At 76.3% G+C, this 18,458-nt stretch carries 15 protein-coding genes; 6 read left to right on the plus strand and 9 right to left on the minus strand.

Translation table 11 applies throughout. From position 1 onward, the window contains the following. Positions 1 to 11: 11 nt before the first annotated feature. A complete protein-coding gene (locus tag RVR_RS33290; protein WP_237405117.1) occupies positions 12 to 611 on the plus strand; it encodes an endonuclease/exonuclease/phosphatase family protein in 600 nt (199 codons plus the stop codon). 79 nt (positions 612 to 690) lie between these two features. Here RVR_RS33290 and RVR_RS33295 read toward each other — a convergent pair whose 3' ends face one another. The 3 genes from RVR_RS33295 to RVR_RS33305 all read right to left on the minus strand — a co-directional run bounded on the left by RVR_RS33295 (position 691) and on the right by RVR_RS33305 (position 2,700). Beyond that, on the minus strand, positions 691 to 1,278 hold the full coding sequence (locus RVR_RS33295; RefSeq protein ID WP_202237635.1) for a DUF4865 family protein: 588 nt from the start codon (positions 1,276 to 1,278) through the stop codon (positions 691 to 693). 186 nt (positions 1,279 to 1,464) lie between these two features. Further along, complete coding sequence (locus RVR_RS33300; protein ID WP_202237636.1) at positions 1,465 to 2,040, minus strand: TetR/AcrR family transcriptional regulator; 576 nt, start codon at positions 2,038 to 2,040, stop codon at positions 1,465 to 1,467. A 90-nt stretch (positions 2,041 to 2,130) separates the two neighbouring features. Then, positions 2,131 to 2,700, minus strand: coding sequence for an isochorismatase family protein (locus RVR_RS33305; protein ID WP_202237637.1), 570 nt, complete (start codon positions 2,698 to 2,700; stop codon positions 2,131 to 2,133). A gap of 358 nt (positions 2,701 to 3,058) precedes the next feature. Here RVR_RS33305 and RVR_RS33310 point away from each other — a divergent pair, with 358 nt between their 5' ends. Beyond that, positions 3,059 to 3,298 carry a DUF397 domain-containing protein gene (locus tag RVR_RS33310; RefSeq protein ID WP_202237638.1) on the plus strand — a complete coding sequence of 80 codons (240 nt, stop codon included), beginning with the start codon at positions 3,059 to 3,061 and terminating at the stop codon, positions 3,296 to 3,298. A gap of 61 nt (positions 3,299 to 3,359) precedes the next feature. On the opposite strand, the gene RVR_RS33315 is transcribed toward RVR_RS33310, so the two are convergent. Beyond that, on the minus strand, positions 3,360 to 4,055 hold the full coding sequence (locus tag RVR_RS33315) for a maleylpyruvate isomerase family mycothiol-dependent enzyme (protein ID WP_237405118.1): 696 nt from the start codon (positions 4,053 to 4,055) through the stop codon (positions 3,360 to 3,362). Further along, a complete protein-coding gene (locus tag RVR_RS33320) occupies positions 4,052 to 4,705 on the minus strand; it encodes a pyridoxine/pyridoxamine 5'-phosphate oxidase (protein ID WP_237405119.1) in 654 nt (217 codons plus the stop codon). Before RVR_RS33320 ends, RVR_RS33315 begins: the two co-directional genes overlap by 4 nt. Positions 4,706 to 4,753: 48 nt before the next feature. Here RVR_RS33320 and RVR_RS33325 point away from each other — a divergent pair, with 48 nt between their 5' ends. From RVR_RS33325 to RVR_RS33335, 3 genes are all read left to right on the plus strand, one after another. Next, a complete protein-coding gene (locus RVR_RS33325; RefSeq protein WP_202237641.1) occupies positions 4,754 to 5,551 on the plus strand; it encodes a CGNR zinc finger domain-containing protein in 798 nt (265 codons plus the stop codon). Between the two features lie 712 nt (positions 5,552 to 6,263). Beyond that, the gene (locus tag RVR_RS33330; protein WP_202237642.1) at positions 6,264 to 9,008 is read left to right on the plus strand and encodes an ATP-binding protein; all 2,745 of its coding nucleotides are present in this window, start codon (positions 6,264 to 6,266) and stop codon (positions 9,006 to 9,008) included. Between the two features lie 43 nt (positions 9,009 to 9,051). Beyond that, complete coding sequence (locus tag RVR_RS33335) at positions 9,052 to 9,552, plus strand: hypothetical protein (protein WP_202237643.1); 501 nt, start codon at positions 9,052 to 9,054, stop codon at positions 9,550 to 9,552. 117 nt (positions 9,553 to 9,669) lie between these two features. Here the strand turns inward: RVR_RS33335 and RVR_RS33340 are convergent, their stop codons facing one another. Further along, positions 9,670 to 11,661: an N-acetylmuramoyl-L-alanine amidase gene (locus tag RVR_RS33340; protein ID WP_430393199.1), complete on the minus strand. Its 1,992-nt coding sequence runs from the start codon at positions 11,659 to 11,661 to the stop codon at positions 9,670 to 9,672. A gap of 248 nt (positions 11,662 to 11,909) precedes the next feature. Next, entirely contained in the window at positions 11,910 to 12,989 is a 1,080-nt protein-coding gene (locus RVR_RS33345) for an aminoglycoside phosphotransferase family protein (protein ID WP_202237644.1), read from the minus strand. A 226-nt stretch (positions 12,990 to 13,215) separates the two neighbouring features. Between RVR_RS33345 and RVR_RS33350 the strand changes: the two genes are divergently transcribed. Continuing rightward, complete coding sequence (locus tag RVR_RS33350; protein WP_202237645.1) at positions 13,216 to 14,736, plus strand: DNA-binding protein NsdB; 1,521 nt, start codon at positions 13,216 to 13,218, stop codon at positions 14,734 to 14,736. 111 nt (positions 14,737 to 14,847) lie between these two features. Here RVR_RS33350 and RVR_RS33355 read toward each other — a convergent pair whose 3' ends face one another. Both RVR_RS33355 and RVR_RS33360 read right to left on the minus strand, forming a co-directional pair. Then, entirely contained in the window at positions 14,848 to 16,320 is a 1,473-nt protein-coding gene (locus tag RVR_RS33355; protein ID WP_202237646.1) for a PP2C family protein-serine/threonine phosphatase, read from the minus strand. Between the two features lie 563 nt (positions 16,321 to 16,883). Next, entirely contained in the window at positions 16,884 to 18,299 is a 1,416-nt protein-coding gene (locus RVR_RS33360) for a HEAT repeat domain-containing protein (protein ID WP_202237647.1), read from the minus strand. Positions 18,300 to 18,458: the final 159 nt, after the last annotated feature.

An 18,458-nucleotide genomic window follows, 5' to 3' on the forward strand; every position in this document is an offset into this window, starting at 1 on the left:
GTCACCTGGGCGTGGCCGTCCTGAGCCGGTACCCGGTCCTGGCCACGGCCGAGCGGCCGCTGCCCACGCTGCCCGGCCACCGGGACGACGGCAAGACCGCGCTGCACGCCCTCCTGGACGTGCCCGGCGGGCCGCTGCCCTTCTTCACCACCCACCTCAACTCCGGCATCGCCGAGTCCGCGGTGCGCTGCGCGCAGGTCCGCGAGCTGGCGGCGTTCGTCGCCGAGCACGCCCGCGGGCCCTTCCCGCCGGTCGTCACGGGCGACTTCAACGCCGAGCCCGACTTCGACGAGGTACGGCTGATCTGCGGCTACAAGACCGCGCCCGCCGTGCCCGGGCTGGTGCTGCTCGACGCCTGGCGGTTCGCCGACCCCGCGCTGCCGCAGGGCACCTGGGACATCAGCACCGAGTACGCCGTCAACTTCGGGGCACGCCCCAGCCGCATCGACTACATCCTCGTCGGGCCGCCGGGTCCGGACAGCCGCGGCTGGGTCCGCACCGCCCGCCGCGCCGGCGACCGTCGGACCGCCGGGGTGTGGCCGTCGGACCACGCGGCCGTCGTCGCCGAACTCGCCCTGCCACAGCCGTCGTTGAAGCTGAGGGGCGCCTGACCCCGCCCGGCCGGCGGCCCGGCCGCGCTGGGTGCGGTGCGCAGGCGGCGGCCCGCCTTCCGCGCGATCACCGCCCGCCTCACCACTGCCTGCCCGTCTCGACGGCGTCCAGCTCCGGCCGGGACAGGTGCAGCACCTGGAAGCGCTCGGCCCCGGGCTCCTCCGGCGCGCGGTCCCGCCACAGCGTGAAGCGCAGCAGCTCCCAGTGCCGCGGGTCGACCAGCAGCGCGGCGGAGTGCGTGCCGGGACCTGCCGCCACCTCCCGCAGTTCCTCCAGTTCGCGCGCGAGGACCTCCGCGAGCGGTTCGTCCGCGGCCAGCGGCCGGGCCGTCCGCGTGGCGGCCGACGGCGGTTCGGCCACGGCCGGCCCCCGCTCGAAGGCGAGCCCGGACCAGTGCTGGACCGCCGGGCGGCCGAAGTCGGCGACCAGGGAATGGAATCCGGGCCCCCACAGGAAGCCGTTCATGCCCCGCGCGGTGTTCCACAGGTAGAAGGGCGCGTACTCGTTCACCGGCGATCCGTCGGTCCCGCGCTCCCGGACCAGGTACGCCTTCAGCCCCAACCCCGGTGCGCTGTCGAGCAGATGGCCGCGGGTCGCGACCCGCTCCCTGATGACGCCCATGTCGTAGTCGGCGGGCAGGCCGATGCGGTAGTTCATGCCGTGCACGGTCGGGTGCTCCTTCGTGCGGTACGAGCCGACCGGGCGCCTGCGGACGCGCGGACGCACGGGGGCGGTTCGGGCCGGTCGGGGACGGTCGGGCTCGGGGGAGAGGGGGCAGGCGAGTCCGCGGCCCGGGGCCGGACGGACGGGGCCGGGTGAAAGGGGCGACGCGGCGGGGCCGGGCGGATGCGGTCAGGAGGAAGGGTCGGCCGCGGCGGCCCGGAGCAGGCCCAGCGCGCCGCGCACCGCCCGGTCGAACGGCTCGCGGTCGCCGGCCGCGCGGGCCAGCACGTAACCGCCCTGGACGACCGCGGCGAGCGCGGCACCGGTGTCCTGCGGGTCGAGGTCCGGGCGCAGTTCGCCGGTGGCGACGCCGTCGGCGACGATGCCGGACAGCCGCCCGCACAGCCACGCGAAGGTGTCGCGGACCGGCGCGCGCAGCTCGTCGCTGGCCACCACCTCCGGGTCCATCGCCAACCGGCCCACCCGGCAGCCGCGCAGTGGCTCGCGCTCGCGCACCAGGTACGCGCCCACGCTCGCCACGGCCGTGCCGCCCCCGGCGAGCTGTCCCTCGGCCTGGGCCCGCAGCTCCGCCGCGCTGCGGCGCATCGCGGCGGCCGCGAGGTCGGGCTTGCCCCTGAAGTGGTGGTACATGCTGCCCTGCCCGGCGCCGGCCCGCTCCTGGATGGCCTTGGGGCTGGTGCCGACGTAGCCGCGCTCCCAGAGCAGTTCCTGGGTGCTGGTGACGAGGCGGTCCGCGGTGTCCATGGCGCGATCGTACATACCAGTAGGTACAGAGACAAGGTCGTGGCCTTACGACGAGCCGTCGCCCGGGCGGGGCGGGGAGCGGCCGGGCGGTCAGGCGAAGTACACGTCGCCCCAGGCGACCACGTCGCCGAACCGGGGGAAGTCCAGCGCGACCGAGGCGTCGTGCTCCGCCGCGGTCAGCCCGGACATCGCGTCGTGGGCGAAGACCAGCCGGTAGCCGAGGTCGGCGGCGGCCCGGGCGGTGGACTCCACACCCACGTTCGTGGCGACGCCGGCCAGGACCAGCGTGTCGATGCCGCGCTCCCGCAGCCGCGCGTCCAACTCGGTCGACTGGAAGGCCCCGACGGTCCGCTTGACCACCAGCGCGTCCGCGGCCGCGGCGACCTCCGGCACCAACCCGCTGCCGGGCGGCTGTTCTGCGGCCCCCGACCGCTGCGCCCGGACCGCCACCACCGGCGCGCCCGCCGCGCGGAAGACCGCCGCGAGTCCCACCGCCGCCGCCACCACGTCCGGCCCCGGGTGCGGGGCCAGCGGCAGCGCGACGACCCGGTCCATCAGGTCGACGAGCACGAGGGCGGTACGGGCGGGGTCCAGACCCGGCGCGAGCGGGGACTCGCGGAGGTCGGCGGCCGCGCGGTGGCCGTGATCATGTGCGGTCATGATCGGACCCTACCGGCCGGGTCGGCCGAGCGGGTGCGGTTCGAAGCGGCCTGCACGGTAGGGAAGTTGGGGGTGCGCAGAGGGCGGACCAGGCCAGGCGGGCGTGCGGCGGCCCCGGGCGGGCCGGACCGCGTCCGCGTCCGCGTCCGCGTCCGCGTCCGCGTCCGCGTCCGCGTCCGCGTCCGCGTCCGCGTCCGCGTCCGCGTCCGCGTCCGCGTCCGCGTCCGCGTCCGCGTCCGCGTCCGCCGGGTGTCCTTAGCGCATCGGGCCGCCCGGCGTGCGGCTTCCGCCTTCTTCCCCGGGGCCGGGCCGACCCCGTTACGCTGGGGGCGGACGTCGATGTGGGAGGAGTCGGGACGTGGCCGAGAGCACCGTCGGACAGCCGTTGGCCAACGGGAAGAAGCCGCAGGTGGATCTGACCGGGGCGGAGTGGCTGTCCAGCAGCCAGGGCACCGGGGACGTGCAGATCGCTTTCGTGGAGGGGTACATCGCGATGCGGGACGGCCGCAATCCCGACGGCCCGGCGCTGATCTTCACCCCCGCCGAGTGGCGGGCGTTCGTCCTGGGCGCGCGGGACGGCGAGTTCGACCTGACCTGACCGGCCTCTGCCGCGGAGGGTCCCCGTCCCCGGGTGGGGCGGGGGCCCTCCGCTGCTTCGGTCAGGGCCAGTTGCCCAACGGGGGCAGGCGGTCCGCGGTCAGGGGCTGCTCGGGGTGGCGGCCGGCGAGCCAGGCGGCGAGGTCGGTCAGGTGCCCCTCGACGGCCAGGGGCGAGCCCGATCCGTGGGACCAGGAGAAGTCCGCGTCGGTGGCGGTGAGCGTCACCCGGTACCCGTCCGGCACGCGGGGCGCGAGGAAGCCGATGAGGTGGGTGCACAGGGGCACCGACCACGCGTGGGTGCGGTAGCCGAGGTCCGCGTCGGCCGTGTGGATCTCCAGTTCCCGCCACCAGGCCAGGCCGGCGTCCCGCAGGGTCCCCTCGCGGTAGCGGACCGGCCGGTCCCAGTCGTCCGGCCCGACCGCGGACCAGGACGCCTCCACCTCGTCCAGCGCGTCGGCCAGGGCCGGCGCGAGTTGCTGCACCGGCCGCCGGTGCCCCGTCTCGATGGCGGCGTCGCGGGCGGCCCGGCCCCCGTCGTAGACGTCGATCAGCTTGCCGCGCAGGGCGTAGCGGGCCTGCCGGGCCAGCGCGAGGCCGACCCCTTCGATGTGCGTGAGGACATGGCCGCGGCTCCAGCCCGGCAGCGGGCTCGGCCCGCGGAGCGCCTCGTCGGTGAGGTCCGGGAGGAAGGCGCGCAGCCGCGACTGCCCCTCCGCGAGCGCCTCCCGGAGGTCGGCGGGCGAGGTCCCGGTCACGGCCACAGCAGCCCCCGCTCCCAGCCGGCGTCCGTACGGCGGTACTCGACGCGGGTGTGCCGGCGCTCCTTGTCGCCCTGCCAGAACTCGACCTGCTCGGCGCGCAGGGTGTACAGCGTCCAGCCGGGGGCGACCAGCCCGGGCCGCGCGGCGATCCGCCCGGCGGCCTCGCGCACGTCGGCGTCGCGCACCGCGAGGTCGGCCAGCGGGGCGCTCTGCCGGCCGAGCAGCGCCTCGGCGCGCGCGCCGGGGGAGCGGGCGAGGAAGTCCGCGGCCGACTCGTCGGGAGTGCCGGGCCGGACCGTGCCGCGCACCCGCACCTGGCGGGCGAGCGGCGACCAGTAGAAGGTGAGCGACGCGGCGGGGCGGGCGGACAGCTCGCGGCCCTTGCGGCTGTCGCGGTCGGCGGCGAACTGCCAGCCGTCGGCGGTGATGTCCTTGCAGATCAGCACACGCGCCGACGGGGACCCGTCGAGTCCCGTGGTGGACACGGTCATCGCGTGCGGCTCGCGCACCCCCCTCCGGATGGCGTTCAGCAGCCACTCGGTGAACAACTCGTGCGGGTCCGCGGGCAGTTCCGAGACGTCGAAGTCCGGCAGCTCCCCCTCGAACACCTCGATCTCGCGCAGTACCTCGCGCAGGTCGGACACGGATACCCCCTCTGCGTTAATGGTGTACGGCGACGATACCATTAGCCCATGCCGGTTGATCATCTCGCCATCGCCCTCGCGGTCACCGTCCGCCACGACGGGCACGGCGGAGTCGCGGACGACCTCGCCGACCCCGCCGGGCTGGCCGCGTGGGTGCGGCTGCACGCGCGGGAACTGGCGGAGTACGGCTTCGCGGCGGCGGACCTGCCGTCCCCGCCGGAGGGACCGGGCGGACCGGACCTGCCGGACGGGTCTGCCGCGTCGGACGGGTCCGCTGAGTCCACCAGGTCTGCCGAGTCCACCGGGTCCGCCGGGCGGCACGGCCCGGACGCCGACCCGGTCACGACCGGCGCCGCCCCCGCAGGCGACGGTCCACACGGCACCGCCACCGGCCCCGCGATGCTCGCGGCCGCCGTCGGCGTACGGACCGCGCTGCGGGCGCTGTTCGCCCGCGCGGTGCTGCCCGGCGCGCCCAGCAAGGCCGACGCCGGGCGGCTGCCGGATGCTGCCGCGGCCCTGGACCGGCTGAACGCGGCCGCCGCGCGGGTGCCGGTCACCCATCGGCTCGCCTGGCCGCCCGGCGCCGCACCCGCCGCCGGCTACGCGGTGGCAGGGCGGCACGCCCCCGCCGACCTGCTCGCCGCGGCGCTCGCCCGGGCGGGCATGGCCTTCCTCGCCGGCCCGGACCGGCCCCGGCTGCGGGCCTGCCCGGCGCCGCGCTGCGTGCGCTACTTCGTCCAGGCGCACGCCCGCCAGGAGTGGTGCAAGCCCTCCTGCGGCAACCGCGCCCGGGTCGCCCGCCACCACGCCCGCCACCGCGACCAGCCCACCGACACCCCCAAATGACCCCGGACCCGGCCGGTCGTGGGCGGGGCTCCGGCAGCCCGGTAGTCCGGCAGTCCGGCAGTCCGGCGGTCCGGCAGTCCGGGGCGGGCCCGGGCCGTGACCGCGGTGCCGACCGGGTGGGTCGGCGCCGTCCCGGCGCGACCCGGGCCCGGATCGGCCCGTCCGGTCCCCACCCGCGCCCGGATCGGCCATGCCCGTGCTGGGTCGGTCCGGGTCCGGGCGGCGGGAGGTGCGGCCGGCCGCGGCGCGGACGCGTGCGGGGGCGTCCGCGCACTGCGGCGCAGAACCGTGCCCGCCGCGGTGGCACGGGGCGCCCGCCGGGCCCCGCCCGGCCGAGGAGGAGCCCCGTCGTTCCGGGGCGTCCCACCGGGACCGCCGCCCCGCCCGCGCCTCCCCTTCCGTGACGCATGGTGATGGGGGCGCACGCGGGGCGCATGGGAGCTTTGGCGGGGAGTGGGGCCCCAGCGCTGTGGTGGTGAGCGTGACAGCCGTGGGAAGGTCGCGGCGGGCCGACCGGGAGGTGCCCGCCTTCCTCGGAACCGCCGGGCTCCACCCCGCCGGTGCGCCTCCTGCCAGGGGCGCACCGGCACCGCCCGGCCGCGGACGTTCACCGTCGTACGCCCTTACCGCGCGCATCCGACGGCGTACGCTGTGGTCCCACCGGAACGAGTGCGCCCCGCGCGCGCCCCGCCGGTCGGCAAGGGGAGCAAGGATGCTGGGAGGGACGGTCGGCGGCGCCCGCGCGCTGTTCGAACGTGACGCCGAACTGGCCGCCGTGGATGAGGCGTTGACCGCCGTCACCGGCTTGGAGCCCGGGGCCGTGCGGGAGCCGGCCGCGACCCCCGGCCGGCGGCGGGGCGGGCTGCTGGCGTTCGCCGCCTCCGCCGGGCTCGGCAAGACCACCCTGCTCGCCGAGGTGCGCTCCCGCGCCGCGGACCGCGGCTGCACCGTGCTGTCCGCGCGCGGCGGCGACCAGGAGCAGCAGGTCGCCTTCCACGTCGCCCGGCAGCTCCTGCAACCTCTGCTCGCCGGCTCGACCGAGGCGGAGCTGCGTGCCGCGCTGGGCAGTTGGTACGGCATCGTCGGCCCGGCGCTCGGGCTGTGCACGGCCAGCGGCGCCGCCCCCGACCCGCAGGGACTGCGGGACGGCCTGGACTGGATGCTCACGCACGTCGCGGTCCAGCACGCCCCGGTGGTGCTGGTGCTCGACGACGCCCACTGGGCCGACCCGCAGTCCCTGAACTGGCTCGCGGCCTTCGCGCCGCGCACCGACGACCTCGCGCTGCTGGTCGTCGTGGCCTACCGGCCGGACGAACTGCCGTCCTCCGCCGAGGCGTTCCGCGGCCTGCCCGGCCGCGCGGGCCACCGCCCGCTCGGCCTGGAACCGCTGACCGCCGACGCGATCGGCCGGCTGGTGCGCGACCGGGTCGGCGACCACGCCGACGACGACTTCTGCCGGGAGTGCTGGGCGGTCACCGCCGGAAACCCCTTCGAGGCGGTCGAGTTGGCCGTCAAGGTGCACGACCGCGGGCTGCGCCCCGACAACGGCAGCGTCCACCTGCTGCGCGACCTGGCCGCCGCCAGCAAGGGCAGCGGCCTCATCGCCGGACTGGAACGCCTCGGCCCCTCCACGGTCCGGCTGGCCTGGGCCGCCGCCGTGCTCGGCACCGAGATCCAGCCCGCGCTGGCCGCCGCCGTCGCCGGACTCGGCAGCCAGGAGGCCGCCGACTGCGCGGACCGGTTGCGGGCCGCCCGCGTCCTGACCGGCAGCCGCACCCTGGAGTTCGTCCACCCGCTGATCGCCACCGCCGTCTACCGGGCGATACCCGACGCGGTGCGCGTCGCCCTGCACGGCAAGGCCGCCTGGGCGGTCGTCGACGCCGGGCTCGGCGCCACCGCGGCCGCCCGCCACCTGCTGGAGACCCATCCGGAGGAGGACCCGTGGGTGGTGCACCAGTTGCGCTCCGCCGCCCGGGAGATCCTGCGGGCCGGCGCCCCCGAGGCGGCCCGCGACTGCCTGGCCCGGGCGCTGCGCGAGCCCCCGCCGCCCGGCGAGCGGGCCGCCGTCCTGTACGAACTCGGCTGCGCCACACAGCTCCTGGAGCCCACCACCACCGCCAACCACCTGCGCGCCGCCCTCGAAGAGCCGATCGGGGACCCCGAACTGCGCGACGGCATCCTCTTCCTGCTCTCCCAGTCCCTCGCGCACAGCGACCGGCTCAGCGAGGCCGCCGAGGTCGTCGGCAAGGCCGCCCGCACCGCCACCGCGCCGCGCACCCGGCTGCGGATGCAGGCCGAGCAGTTCATGTGGGACGCGTTCCGGTCCGACGAACCCGACTCGCCCGGGCGCTCCCGCCGGCTGGCCCGGCTCGCCGACCGCCTCACCGGCCGCGACCTCACCGAGCGGTACATCATCGGGCTGCGCGCCTGGGACGCCACCCTGCGCGCCGAACCCACCGACACCGTCCTGCGCCACGCCGCCCGCGCGCTGCGCGGCGGCCTGCCCTGGGCCGACGAGGGCCGCGGCTTCGAGGTCCCCGTGCTCGTGGCGATGACCTACGTCTACGCCGACCGGCCCGACCGCGCCGAGGAACTGTTCGCCGAGGGCATCGCCGACTTCGAACGCCACGGCTGGCGCGGCGCGCACCTGTCCTTCGGGTACGTCCTGCTCGGCTACGTCCGCTACCGCTGCGGGCGGCTCGCCGAGGCGGAGGAACTGGCCCGCGACGGGCTGCGGCTGGCCGAGCGGGTCGGCCGCGGCACCCCCGTGCAGTGGTACGCCGTCGCTGTGCTCGCCGGGATACTGGTCGCCCGCGGCCGGGCCGAGGAGGCCGCCGCGCTCGCCGCCGACTACGCCTTCGCCGCGCCCTTCCCCGCCGCCGTGACCTTCCCCGACGCGCAGGCCGTGCACGGCGAGGTGCTGCTCGCCCTGGGGCGGCGCGAGGAGGCCGCCGCGGAACTGGCCGCCGTCGGACGCCGGCTCGACCCGCGCGGCATGCGCAACCCCGGCTGGTGCCCCTGGCAGCTCCACCTCGCCCTGGCCGAGGCGCCCGACGCGCCCGAGCACGCCGCCCGCACCGCGCTCGACGCGGTGGAACGGGCCCGGCAGTTCGGCGCGCCCTCCGCCGTCGGCGGTGCGCTGCGGGTCGCCGCCGAGGTGATCGGCGGGCCGCGCGGCCTCGCCCTGCTCGCCGAGGCCGTCACCCACCTGGAGGCGTCACCGGCCGCCCACCAGCTCGCGGCGGCCCGGGTCGCCCAGGGCGCCGCCCTGCGCGCGGCCGGGCAGCCGGGTCCGGCCGCCGACGCCCTGCGGCGCGGGCTGGAGGGCGCGCTCGGCTGCGGCGCCGACGGCCTGGCCGGGTCTGCCCGGGCCGAGCTGGCCCGGGTGCCGGCGCCGCGGCGTCCGCCCGGCGCCGGATCGCCCGGCGTGCGCGCCACCGCCCCGCGCGAGACGTGAAACGGGCTCCCGTCAAGACCCCGCCACCACGTACGATGGCGGCATGTCCTTCCTCCGCCGCCGTAGCGCAGCCACGCCCACCGGGCCGGACTTCGACGTCCTCGCGATGGACCCGGGGGACTGGCCCGGCGACCTGGGCGCCGGCCTGCTGCCCGGCACCGACGGTAGCTGCCAGGGCATCTACCTGCGGTACGACCTCTTCGGCGGCCGCGGCCCCGCGATGCTGATCGGGAACCTCCCCGAGGGCTCGCCCGCCCGTGAGCTGGAGGAGGGCCAGGTGCCCTTCGAGGTGGCGCAACTGCTGGCCGCCCTGGGCAACGACGAGCCGGCCGAGGTGGTCGACGTCGAGCAGATCCCCGTGATGCTGGGCGACGGGCCGCTGATCGTCCGCCGGATCAAGATCTCCGAGTCCCGGGTCGCCTGCGCCCAGTTCGACCGCAGCGACGGCGTCCAGGTCACCATCGCCACCTGGGACCGGCCGATCAGCGAGGACCTCTACCAGTTGCTCAAGCCGCTGCCCGCGGACATGTTCCAGGCCGAGTGAGCCGCCCGGGGCGCGGGGACCGCGCCCACCGGTGACATGGGTGAGGGGCGCCGTCCCGGACGGCGCCCCTCACCCGTGCCCGCGGGCCGCCCCCTGAGGACGGCCCGCCCGGCCGGACTACGACAGGGCCGACGGCAGCAGCGTCACGTCCGACGCGAGGACGTACTCCACGCGGTGCCCGAGCTGGATCTCGTAGTACACGTTCTTGCCGCGCACCACCTGGTGGCCGGCCGGGTCGAACGTCACGGAGTAGTAGTACTCGCCGTGCACCGCGCCGCCGACGACGTACCGCTGGCCGGCGGGGACGGTGTAGGGCATCGGGGTGAGCGCCTGGACCGGCACGCCGGCCGGGTACGCGCTCGCCTCGGGGTAGGCGCGGCCGTAGACGGGGATGCTCGCCAGGCCCTTCTTCGGGGTCACCACCAGACCGGTCGCGTCCACCGCCGTCGGGTTCGCCTTCGGGTTGCGGAACCACGCCTTCTGGCCGAGGTACCAGATCGCCGTCCAGTCGCCCTGCCGCCCCGCGACCGCGTACTGCTGGCCGGTGGACGCCCGCGCGCCCACGTCGTTGACGTCGGTGGTGCTGGCGCCGCCCGCGCCGTGCAGGCCCGCGTCCTGCACCAGCGGGGCGTCCTCGCTCGGCGCGGTGTACAGCCGCACCGCGTCGGAGCCGTGCGCCGGGCAGGTCGCCCCCGCCGTGGTGCAACCGGTGTAGACCGGCTGGTTCGTCGCGTAGTCCGGGTCGATCGTCACCTCACCGCCCCACGCCCCCGCCGTCGGCACCACCGGCGCGCCCAGCAGCGCCATGTAGTGGCCCCAGTCCCAGTACGGCCCCGGGTCGGTGTGCATACCCGGCACGTAGGCGCCGGTCGGGCCGGGCACGTTGTCGTGGCCGAGGATGTGCTGCCGGTTCAGCGGCACGTCGTACTTCTGCGCCAGGTACCGCACCAGCCGCGCGGAGGAGCGGTACATCGCCTCGGTGTACCAGGCGTCCGGATCGGTGAGGAAACCCTCGTGCTCGACCCCGACGGACTTGGCGTTGGTGTACCAGTTGCCCGCGTGCCAGCCGACGTCCTCGGTCCGTACATGCTGCGCGACGTGCCCGTCGGAGGAGCGCACCGTGTAGTGCCACGCCAGGTACGTCGGGTCCTGGACCAGCTTCAGCGACGTGTCCCACGAACCCTCGGTGTCGTGGATGACGATCGTGTCGATCTTCTCGTCGTCCGGCCGGTCGGCGAGGTCGTAGTTGCCGTAGTCGCCGTCCCCGGTCTCCTGGTAGGGCGCCGGCACCCACTCGCAGCCCAGGCCCGGCGGGCACTCGGTGTTCGCGTCGTCGTCCGCGCGCAGGCCGACCCTCGCCGCCTGCCCGGACGCCGGTGCCAGGCCGGGCACCGCGGCGAGCACCACCCGCTGGCCGCTGTCGGTGGTGCGCGCCTGGCCCTGGCGGATCACGTCGAACACGTCGTCGGCGAACGAGTCCGCCGTGTCCCGGTCGTCCGCGCCGGAGTAGCGCGCCACGGCGGCGTACCAGTCGGCCGGGTCGGCGCTCAGCGGCTCGCCCAACGCGCGCTGCGCGGCGGCCAGCAGGGCCGCTCCGCCCGCCACGTTCGCCGCCGGCTCGGCGCGCAGGTCCGCAGCGGCCAGACCGGTCAGGGACGCCGCGCGGTCCACCGTCGTCAGGTTCGCCGGGAAGGACGCGGTGGCCGGTGCGGCCGCCTCCTCGGGCGTGATCAGCGGGCGCGAGTCGTCGCCGCGCCCGTCGTCGCCGCCGTCCCCGACCGGCCCCACCGGGAAGTCGGTGAGCGCGGTCCGCGCGTCGGTCAGGTGCATCGGCCCGTAGCCGCCGGTGACGCTCGGCATGCCCTGGTGGCCGTCCCACCGGGACTCCAGGTACGACACGCCCAGCAGCACGCTGCGCGGTACGCCGTACTTCCCGGCGGCGTCGGTGAACGTCTGCTGGAGCGAGCCCGTCGCGGCGGCGTGGGCCGCGGTGCCCGTGCCGAACAGCGGCAGCAGGAGCGCCGCCGCGGCGACCGCCACCGCGCTGCGGGCGTGTCGACCGAGCGGGGCGGGTCTTCCGGGTGCGGGCGGGGGAGCGGAACGCGGCACGAGTGCCTCCTCCGAGTGGGGGTCCGGATGATCGGTGCCCCACAGCTACCGGCCGCCCCGACGCCCCGTCAACCACCCGTATACGGCGCGTCCGGCGCCCGCCGACCCCCGTACGGCGGGCTTTCCGGGCCGCGTGGCCGCCGACCTGCCGACCGCCAGTGGCGTACACCTGTGAACCCGCTGTGCCGGACGGCGCCGCCCTGTCGACATTTTTCCCGGGCCCGCCCCCGCGGGCGCCGACGGCCGGGTCACTGCGTGCCGACCGCCGCCCGCACCGCGCGCCGCGCCATCCCGCAGTCGTCGTGGAGCCGGCGCAGCAGCAGCCGCTGCTCCTCGCCCGCCTCCGCGGCGCCCGGCGCGACCGGCCCGGTCGCCCGCATGGTCCGCTGCACGGCGGTCTCGTAGGTGCGGATCTCGCGGGTGAGCACCAGCATCAGGTTCACCAGGAAGCCGTCCCGTGCCTCCGCGCCCTGCGCCTGGGCCTGCTGGCTGATCTGCCGCCGCGCCGCGGGGTCGTCGCCGAGCACCGACCACAGCACGGCCAGGTCGTAGCCCGGCAGGTACCAGCCCGAGTGCTCCCAGTCGACGAGCGAGGGGCCGGCCGGCGACAGCAGCACGTTCGACAGGAGGGCGTCGCCGTGGCAGAACTGGCCCTGCGTGTGCGCCAGTCCGCGCAGCAGCTTCTGCAGGTCGCCCAGGTCCCGGTCGGTGAGCAGGCCCAGCTCGTGGTAGCGCCCGATCCGCGCCGGGTAGTCGATGGGCGCGTCGAACGACCCGTTGGCCGGCCGCCACGCGTTGATCCGCGCGTACGCCGACAGGGCCGCGCGCACGTCCGTGCGGGACGGCGCCTGCACGGGATGCCGCTGGGGGGCGACCACGCGGCCGGGCACCCGCTCGATCACCAGGACGCAGCTTTCCGGGTCGGCGGCGATCAGCCGCGGCACCCGCACCGGCGGGCGCTGGCGGACGAACGTGCGGTAGGCCGCTATCTCGTGGCGGAAACGTTCCGCCCAGGCGGGGGAGTGGTCCAGCAGACACTTCGCGACGGCCGGCGCCCGGCCGGAGGTGCCGATCAGCAGCGCGGTGCGGCCCCCGCGCCGCAGCAGTTGCACGGGCGCGAACTCCGGACAGATCCGCTGCACGGCGGCGACCGCGGTGCGCAGCTGGGCCCCCTGGGGGCCGGTCAGGTCGATTCTCCCGCTGAGCGGATGGGGCCCGCCGGCCACGGTCCGCCGCAAGGCGGCCGGGCGCGGGCGCAGCACCGGCTCGCCGACCGACGGGTGCGCGAGCCGGGGCGGGGCGGACACGGAGGACGATGCCGAATACATGAGTGGAAGCAGATCCCTTCGCGTGCCAACGAGTTCCAGGGGCGCCGCCCCGCCCTGGTGCCGCACCCTGGGGAATGCGGAACCGGGGCGGGGTGGCGCGTTCCTACCTGACACCCTGGCGCGGGTGGCAGACCATCTGGCGGACCCTGGCGAACCCTGGCGAATAGTCGCGGGGCCAATGTCACCGGGATTAGTGTCAACGTGCCGAGGAACCTGGGGGCTTGACGTGGGCAACGAAGCCAACACCCGACTCGCGGACCTGTTCGGTCTCACCGGATGGTCCAAGGGCGAACTCGCACGGCTGGTCAACCGGCATGCGGCGGCCACGGGCCATCCGCAGCTGTCGACCGACACCTCGCGGGTGCGCCGCTGGATCGAAACCGGCGAGTCACCGCGCGAACCCGTGCCGCGGGTGCTGGCCGCGTTGTTCACCGAGCGCCTCGGTCGTGTCGTGACCATCGAGGACCTCGGGTTCGACCGGCGCCGGCAGGGGGGGAAGAGACAGACCGGGGACGGCCTGCCGTGGCCGCCGGAGCGAACCGCCGCGGTCCTCACCGAATTCACGGGAATGGACCTCATGCTCAACCGACGCGGACTGGTGGGCGCGAGCGCCGCGCTCACCGCCGGCACCGTACTCAGCACGGCCATGTACGACTGGCTGCACACCGACCCGGCCCTCGCGGCCGACGGACCCCTCCTCGACGACCCGCTGACCGTGGACCCCGCCGCCCGCGACCTCTACGAGGCGGTCCCGGTCGGCTCCCAGGAGATCGAGTCGCTGGAGCACTCGGTCGAGGTGTTCCGCGCGTGGGACGCCTCACGCGGCGGCGGCCTCCAGCGCAAGGCGGTGGTCGGCCAGCTCAACGAGGTCGGCGGGATGCTCTCCTACCGACACCCTCCGCACCTGCAACGCCGCCTGTGGGGCGTCGCCGCCAACCTCGCGGTGCTCGCCGGCTGGATGTCGCACGACGTCGGCCTGGAGCCGACCGCCCAGAAGTACTTCGTGATCGCCGCGCACGCGGCCCGCGAGGGCGGCGACCGGCCGCGGGCCGGCGAGGCGCTGTCCCGGGCGGCCCGCCAGATGGTGCACCTGGAGCGGCCCGACGACGCCATCGACCTGATGCGGCTCGCCACCTCGGGCTCCGGCGAGCAGAACCTGCCGCGCACCCAGGCGATGCTGCGCACCATCGAGGCGTGGGCGCAGGCGTCCATGGGACGCGGCCAGGAGATGCGCCGCACCCTGGGCGAGGCCGAGGAGCTCTTCGCCTCCGACCGGGGCGACGTGCCGCCCCCGACCTGGATGCAGCACTTCGACGAGGCCGACCTGCACGGCATGCAGGCGCTCGCCTACCGCACGCTGGCCGAGCACGACCCGTCGGCCGCCGTCCACGCCCAGGTGCACGCCAGGCGGGCGCTGGACCTGCGCGGCGGCGGTCACGAGCGGTCGACGATCTTCGACTACCTCTCGCTCGCGTCGGCGTGCTTCATCGCCAACGACCCCGAACAGGCCGACCGCTACGCCCGGATCGCGCTGGCGACCATCGGGCAGACCTCCTCGCACCGCACCTGGGACCGGCTGCGCCAGATGTACCGGCTCACCGCCCGGTACGCCGGCATCGGCGACATCCAGGACCTGCGCAGGGAGATCGAGACGGCCCTGCCCCCGCAGAAACCGTCCAAGGAGACGAAGGGAGCGAAGGAGCCCACGCCGCCGAGGGGGAAGGTCCCGCGGACCCGTACGGTGTGACGACGCCGACACGTCGCACCGGACACCGGTCCGTCGCCGGAACCGACGCCGACACCGCGGACATCGGGGAACCGTCCCGGTGACGGGCGGCCCGGGTGCAGGGAAGCCGCCTCAGGCGATCCTGGCGATCAGCACGCACGCGTCGTCCGCCCGCTCGGGGACGTCGAACTCCTCGGCCACCATGCGCAGGCAGTCCTGCGCGGACCGGGCACCGTCGAGCAACGGCGCCATGGCCAGCAGGCGTTCGGCGCTGCCGCCGCTGGACGCGGGGTGCGGGGCACGCCGCGGCACCAGGCCGTCGGTGTGGAGCAGCAGCAGGTCGCCGGGGGCCAGCCGCTCGCTCGCCTGGGCGTACTGGGCGCCGGAGGTGGCGCCGAGCAGTACGCCTTCCGGCGGATCGAGCGCGCGCCCCGTCCCGTTGCGGAACAGCAGCGGGGCGGGGTGCCCGGCCTGCGCCCAGTGCAGGACCCGCCCGGCGGGTTCGTAACGGCAGCACAGGGCGCTGCCGAGGGCGGGTTGGGCGGAGGCGTCGAGCAGTTCGTTGAGCGAGGACATCAGAGCGCCGGGCGCCAGCCCCGCGACGGCCATCCCGCGCAGCGCGCCGAGCAGCATCGCCATGCCCGAAGTGGCGGCCACGCCGTGTCCGGTGAGGTCGCCGACCGACAGCAAGGAGGCGCCGTCCGGCAGTTGCATCGCGTCGTACCAGTCGCCGCCGATCAGACCGCTGGCCGCCGCCGGGAGGTAGCGCGCGGCCAGGTCCATCGAGGTGCTGCCGCCCTGCTGGGGGAAGCGCAGCCCGCCGCGCCACGGCGGGAGCACGGCCTCCTGGAGCTCCACCGCGAGGCGGCGCTCGGTCTGGGCGATCTGCCGCTGCCGCTCCAGGGAGTCACGGGTCTCCCGCAGCACGCGCTGGCTGCGGCGCAGGTCGCTGACGTCGCGGATCACGGCCCACATCGAGATGGTGCCGCCGTCGGCGTCGAAGACCGGTTCTCCGACCATGTGCACGGTGCGGACCGAGCGGTCGGCACGCACGATCCGGAACTCGCCGTCGATCGGCCGCCCGTCGACCAGGCAGCCGGTCACCATCTCGGTGAGCAACTGCTGGTCCTCGGAGAAGAGCCAGGAAGGCAACTCGTCCAGGGTCAGCGGTCCGTCCTGCGGGGAGCGGCCGAAGATGCGGTACAGCTCGTCGGACCACTGCGCGGCGTCGGTGAGCAGGTCCCACTCGGCGCTGCCGGCCCGGCCGAGCGCGCCGACCGCGGTCGCGTCGGGCAGCGCGGACCCGGCGAACCGCGGGTCCGCCTTCCCTTCCGGCGCCCGCGACAGCACCTCCACCGGCACGTCGAGGTCGAAGCCCTCCCGTAGCTGGCCGAGGTGCGTGCCCAGGTCGTCGAGCTGGTGCACGGCGAGGTCGCACAGCGCCCGCTGCCACCGCAGCCGGGGGTCCTCGGCGGCCGACACACTCTCTCCGAGCACTTCGTCGACCCGACTGCGCAACTGGCGCGCCTGACTGATCAGGGCATCCACGGCCCCGGGACCGGGCGGCTGTGCTGCGGGGGAATCCGCGTGCGCGGGGGACGGCATGACGCACTCCGAGGGATGTCTGCGGGCAGCCGCTGTGACGGCCGTGGCGGACGGTGGGACAGATGGACCGGTAACGACTGTTGCACAGCGAGCGATGGCCCGTAAGGGTTTCCGCGATACCCGATCCGGTGGTGCTTCCGGCATATGCCAGCCGCCACCCCCGCCCACGGCCCGTCCCCGCGTGGGCGCGCCCCCGGCGGGCCCCTCCGCGAAGCGCGCGGACCTGCGCGCGCAGCCACGACGAGGCGGGCTTCGCCGGTCTCCGCGGCGCCCGCGCGGACCTTCGCGCGCAGGCCCGACGCGCGGGCGCGACGGGCCTTTCCGCACGTTCCGCGGACCCGGAGGCGCGCTCGGCGGGTCCCACGGACTCGCGGGCGTGCAAGGTGGGCCCCGCGGATCCAGGGCCACGCTCGGTGCGTCCCGCGGAACCGGGCACCCGGGGCCGCGCTCGGTGTGTCCCGCGGACCGCGCGCCCGGGGAACCGCGTGCCCGGCCACGACGCGTCCGCGAGCCGGGCGCCCTCCGCCGAACCCCACCCATCCCGCGGCCGACGGTCCCGGCGGTCACCCCGCGCTGAGCCGCCCCCGCACCGCCGTCTGCACGTCCACTTCCTCCGCCGGGTCCGCGGCGAGCCTCCGCAACTGCGCCAGCACCCGGACGTCCCCGGACGCGGCCTTGCGCGCGGCCAGCTCCCTCGTGCTCTCCTCGCAGTCCCACAGGCACTCCACCGCGAACCCGGCCGCGAAGCCGGGATCGGTGGCCGCCAGGGCCTGCGCGGCGGTCCCGCGCACCTGCGAGGACGACGTCTCCCGGTACAGGTGCCGCAGCACCGGCGCGGCCCGGCACGCCGACAACCGCCCCGCCCCCTCGACCAGCGCGTCGAGCCCTTCGGCGTCGGCCCCGCCCGCCTGCACCGCCCGCCGCAGCGCGGCCAGCACGAGGTCGGCGTCGCGCGGACCGCCGTGTCGGGCCAGGATGCGCGCGGCGGCGTACCCGAGCGCGTCGGTGCGCCCCGCCCACCCGCGCGCCCGCGCGCACGCCTCCTCGTCCGCGCGCCGCTCGAACGCTTCCAGGGCGGCCCGCACCACGCGCTCGTCGGCGCCGGACGCGGCCGCCTCCACGAGGGCGAACGCCTCGGGGTCGCGCCGGTCGACGAGGTGGCGCAGTGCGGCCGCGCGCGCGGCCGAGGGCCCGCGCAGGGCCGCCTCCAGCAGCGCGGGGCGGTCCTCCGGCCCGGCCACCGAGGCCAGGCACCGCGCGGCGGGCTGGTCGCGTTCGACCGCGGGATACCGGGTCAGGCCCTGCTCGGCCCACTCCAGCACGGCCGCGACGCTCCACCCGGGGGCGGGCCCGGCGGACCGCATCTGCCGTTGCCAGCGGTCGAAGGACACCTGCTCGGTCGCCCGGCGCACCCGAGCCGCGGTGCCGGGGTGGGCGGCGTCCTCGGCCCACAGTTGCCACGGCCGCGGTTCGTACGCCTCGCGGACGGCCAGCGCCAGCTCCGCGTCGCCCTCCTCGGTCTCGGGGAAGCGGGCCACCACGGCCGGGCCGAGCGCGCGCAGCCCCGCCTCGTCGTCGCGTACGGCGAGCTCGTCCAGCGCCCAGGACCAGCAGCCGCCGGCCGCGGCGTAGCGGCGCAGCAGCCGGAGGGCGTCGCGGCGGCCGTACCCCGCCAGGTGCCCCAGCACGGACAGCGCCAGCCCGCAGCGGTGCTCGTCCGGGACGAGCAGGTCGTCCGGATGGAAGAGGTGCTGTTCGATTCCGTCGAGCGGGCCTTCGAGGTCGGAGTAGAGGCGCGCGTAGTACAAGGAGCGCGACTCGACCCGCCAGTCCAGGCGGGGGTCGCGCAGTACGCACTGCTCCAGGGCGGCGAGGGCCTCCGCGCGCTCGGTCGCCAGGGCATGGAGGGGCCCGTCCCCGCGTCCTCGCTGGAGGAGGCCGAGAAGGGTGCCACTGGGCGCTATGTCTGGGTCGAACATGAGGTCAGCATCCGGTGCGGGGGGTCTCATGGCAACGGGATTTCCGTGGCCAGGCGTGTAACGCCGTCCGGCATCCTTACCGGCCACCGGGCGTTTCATGCCTGGCGGCCGTGCGGACTCCCGTGGGGACGGGGCGGCGGAAGCCTACCGACTCGGGCG

Origin of the sequence: Streptomyces sp. SN-593, from assembly GCF_016756395.1 — a bacterium.
GTDB classification, from domain to species: Bacteria; Actinomycetota; Actinomycetes; order Streptomycetales; family Streptomycetaceae; genus Actinacidiphila; species Actinacidiphila reveromycinica.